The sequence below is a fragment of the Segatella hominis genome (assembly GCF_004535825.1).
Taxonomy (GTDB): Bacteria; Bacteroidota; Bacteroidia; order Bacteroidales; family Bacteroidaceae; genus Prevotella; species Prevotella hominis.
The window spans coordinates 1-3,262 of record NZ_SGVY01000098.1; the positions used below are offsets into that span (position 1 = coordinate 1).

5 protein-coding genes are annotated in these 3,262 nt (G+C 38.1%); 3 read left to right on the plus strand and 2 right to left on the minus strand.

Going from position 1 to position 3,262, the window contains the following annotated elements; all coding sequences use genetic code 11:
* Positions 1-237 precede the first annotated feature (237 nt).
* The 3 genes from EXN75_RS17005 to EXN75_RS17015 all read left to right on the plus strand — a co-directional run bounded on the left by EXN75_RS17005 (position 238) and on the right by EXN75_RS17015 (position 1,153).
* Positions 238-471, plus strand: a complete 234-nt coding sequence (locus EXN75_RS17005) for a hypothetical protein (RefSeq protein ID WP_118120539.1) — start codon at positions 238-240, stop codon at positions 469-471.
* A complete protein-coding gene (locus EXN75_RS17010; protein ID WP_187349109.1) occupies positions 471-758 on the plus strand; it encodes a type II toxin-antitoxin system YafQ family toxin in 288 nt (95 codons plus the stop codon). Before EXN75_RS17005 ends, EXN75_RS17010 begins: the two co-directional genes overlap by 1 nt.
* A gap of 158 nt (positions 759-916) precedes the next feature.
* Entirely contained in the window at positions 917-1,153 is a 237-nt protein-coding gene (locus EXN75_RS17015) for a DUF3791 domain-containing protein (protein WP_246031458.1), read from the plus strand.
* A 242-nt stretch (positions 1,154-1,395) separates the two neighbouring features.
* Here EXN75_RS17015 and EXN75_RS18530 read toward each other — a convergent pair whose 3' ends face one another.
* Positions 1,396-1,527, minus strand: coding sequence for a hypothetical protein (locus tag EXN75_RS18530; RefSeq protein WP_281279489.1), 132 nt, complete (start codon positions 1,525-1,527; stop codon positions 1,396-1,398).
* A gap of 103 nt (positions 1,528-1,630) precedes the next feature.
* Positions 1,631-2,167 (minus strand): hypothetical protein, encoded by a 537-nt coding sequence (locus tag EXN75_RS17020; protein ID WP_134844724.1) that lies wholly within the window; start codon positions 2,165-2,167, stop codon positions 1,631-1,633.
* Positions 2,168-3,262: the final 1,095 nt, after the last annotated feature.

Here is a 3,262-nt window from a genome sequence, read left to right on the forward strand (position 1 = left end):
AGAAAAAGGATTTGGATGGTGAAGGACTAAATCAGCACATAGCTATTTGCTAGAGTAGTTAATAGTACACCTTAACACCAATTAACCAAATCCATGTTACTTGATTCTGGGTGCAAAGGTAAAAGAGTAGTTACAATAAAGACCTTTAACGTTAAAATAATGCAAGAAGTTTGGCGGTGTGAGGGGAAAAATGTATTTTTGTAACATAATTCTGTTAAACGTTTAAAAGAGAAGATTATGAAAGCAAGAACGATAGGATTAAAAGAACCACAGTTAGTGGTTTCAATATCTGATCCATCTTTGGTCAATAAACTTAAAAGTGCCATTCAAATGCTCAATGGAGTGAGTTCTATTTCGGTTTTAAAACCTAAGAAAACAGAATTGGAACTTGCTGAAGAGGATGTTGCTAAAGGTAGAGTTACACAATGGAACTCTGTTGATGAAATGTTTGACACTATTCTTGGTAAGTGATGTATAAATTAGGAACAACTAAAAGATTCGACAAAGCGTTGAAACTTTGTAGGAAGCGTGGCTATCCAATAGGGAAATTACAGAAAGCGATTTCCCTATTGGTAGAAAATGGTATGTTACCTTCAGAATACAAACCACATATACTTTATGGTAATCATGAAGGTGAGTGGGAAGCTCATATTGAATCAGATTGGCTTTTGATATGGGAACAGAATGATACAGAATTGACACTGTTGATGTTAACTACTGGTACTCATTCTGATTTGTTTGGCAAAAAGAAAAGATAAAATCCCCATCCGTAAACTGATGGACTTACGGATGGGGTGCTGAGTAGTTACTACAAAATGTCAAAGAACGAATGTATGTTAAACTTTTAAACGAAACCACTTTTTAAAGTGGACTCTACATTGGAAAAATAAAAGAGGAAGAAGCGTAGATATGATGAATGACAAAAAGCAATTGGTGTATGGATAAAGATACAGTAGATTTCGCAACGTATTGTATTGGTAACTTGTCTCGTCGATTAGGACTGAATGCTAGGGATGTATACGAAAGATTGAAGACATCTGGTATACTGAATGGGTATATTGTATCAAGTTATGATGTGCTCCATACTTTTGGTAAGGAATATTTGATGGAAGACCTCACTGATTATATGAGGGAGAAAGGAGTGTTGAATTAATATGAGAGTTTATCATTCTTCATCTGTTAGAGTGGAGCATCCATTTTATATTCCAAATCTCGAAGTATCCACTTCTTCATGCAGTTTAGCCTTGTATCCTCCGAAACGATAAGTGAGGGATAGCTACGCCATCATTCAGTTGCTTCCTTGCTAAAGACTTGTCTTTGTTCCACCATTCAAGAATGTAATGAGCAAAAAAAATCAGTGCTACTACTAAGAGTAACACTGATTTTCTATTTTGTTTATTGAACGGCAACTTTCTTGATGCTGCCATCGCTATATATCACGATATTCACGCCCTTGGTAGGAGAGGTTACTCGCTGACCATTGAGAGAATAGCGGGAGCTTTCCTTCACATCGCTGCGGTTTGTCACCTTGTCAATACCTGTCGCGTCATACTCAATGATGTTTCCAAAGTCTTTCCAGACGTCAGATTCACCTGTCCCAACTCAGTTCACGCCAGCTTTTAACCAACGTCTATTTGATGTAAAAGGTGAAACCATAGGCATTGCCGTCCACGGAAACGTCAACAACCACACTCCCTTTCTTCAGCGTTGCCCACTTGCCATCGACCTCCGCGGTTTTGAAATGGAACTTGTTCCTTAGTTCCGATTTTATGTAGTTATAGGCACGTTTGTTGTAGACACGAATCGAGACGAAAGGTCCGAAGCCAACGCTTCCTGCTATCAGCACAGAAGAATTACCCTTACTATATTTAATCGGACTGCCGTCTGCCGCCACCATACAATTCTTATAGTAGACATCCTCATAATAGAAGTCGTTCAACTCAGGGTCGTGATAGCGACCTCGAAACGCATAGCCGCTCTTTTCCGCTATTTTCTTAATACCAACGTTACCCTCTTTCACACTCTTTATCAGCTCACCAATGCTAATGATATCATTGAAAGACGCACGCGGCGCAGCAAACTGTCGCGGCGCACCCGTCATAGAGGTCTGGCTATAGCAGCAAAGTGTGCTAATTATGAATATCAGAAAAAATATTAATGTTTTCATATTGTATGATTTCTGTTTTGATACGAAAAGTGTGAGATTTAACGTATTTAACTTTCAGTTACACCAAAATTACTTAGATATGGATTGGATGTGGGCGTTTGAACCGACCCCATAATATGATAAAACGGAAACAAAAAACGCCCCACGCATTTGAGCATCTTTGAGAGGCTTGGTGGGAACTGATGATGCAAAGATACGAATAATCATTGAGAATACAAACTTTTTGCGAGAAAAATCACCAGAAGTGGAATTCTTTGACATATTTATATTTAATAATGTTAAATCAGCCAATAAAATCACGTTTTGTCAACCAAACATAGTGGTTTTCAAGGTAAAAGTATTATCTTTGTAACGTCTATATCCATACCGGAAACCCCGATGGGCAGAGGTTGGGCAGACATACATATGGTAAAAGGCGTTTTTGTACGCTTTGGTTTTGACGCTATAAGAATCTCGCAAATTCAACGACAAGTCAAGAACAAAGCAACAAAGAACGCCTCATGAGGTGTATTATATACAGCCCTTATTGGCTTCGGACGATTCTATTGTTCGTTGTCAAGAGTGCTTTCTATATATTTACACTAGCGTGGGGCTTTCGGCGTTGCTCGTTTCGACTTGTCGGGCAATGCGAGAGCCTTTATAGCGTGGAACGAGTGACAGAATAGGCTCCGCGCTTTTTCGTATGTATCAATCTAATAAACATATACTAAAAGGAAGACAATAGAGCCTTTGTCCTATTAATAAACATCGGTTAATATGAACAAAGAATTGCTGCGAATGTTCCCTACCGTCATTAGAACTTTTGGGAACATTGAGATTTTTAGTTCTCATGATTTCATAAATCGCCTAAAGAGCGCGTTTCCTACAGAATACAACAACTTAGTTTTCCAATCTTCTCCCCATACCGTACATGCAAGTATCGGCAGATTGCTAAGCATAAACCAGACAGAAATGCATATCAGAAAAGTTGACTTATACTGATATAGATAGACACATTTATGGTTAATTAATAAAATGTGTTTAGTAATGAGTAAAAAGTACAAAAGTTACAGTAAGGAAGACAAATTGTCTTTACTTTGCGACTATTATCAGTCA

Bases quoted from the DNA above. Each gene is read 5' to 3' on its own strand.
- EXN75_RS17005 (WP_118120539.1), top strand. From the start codon at position 238: ATGAAAGCAAGAACGATAGGATTAAAAGAACCACAGTTAGTGGTTTCA.
- EXN75_RS17010 (WP_187349109.1), top strand. From the start codon at position 471: ATGTATAAATTAGGAACAACTAAAAGATTCGACAAAGCGTTGAAACTT.
- EXN75_RS17015 (WP_246031458.1), top strand. From the start codon at position 917: ATGACAAAAAGCAATTGGTGTATGGATAAAGATACAGTAGATTTCGCA.
- EXN75_RS17020 (WP_134844724.1), bottom strand. From the start codon at position 2,167: ATGAAAACATTAATATTTTTTCTGATATTCATAATTAGCACACTTTGC.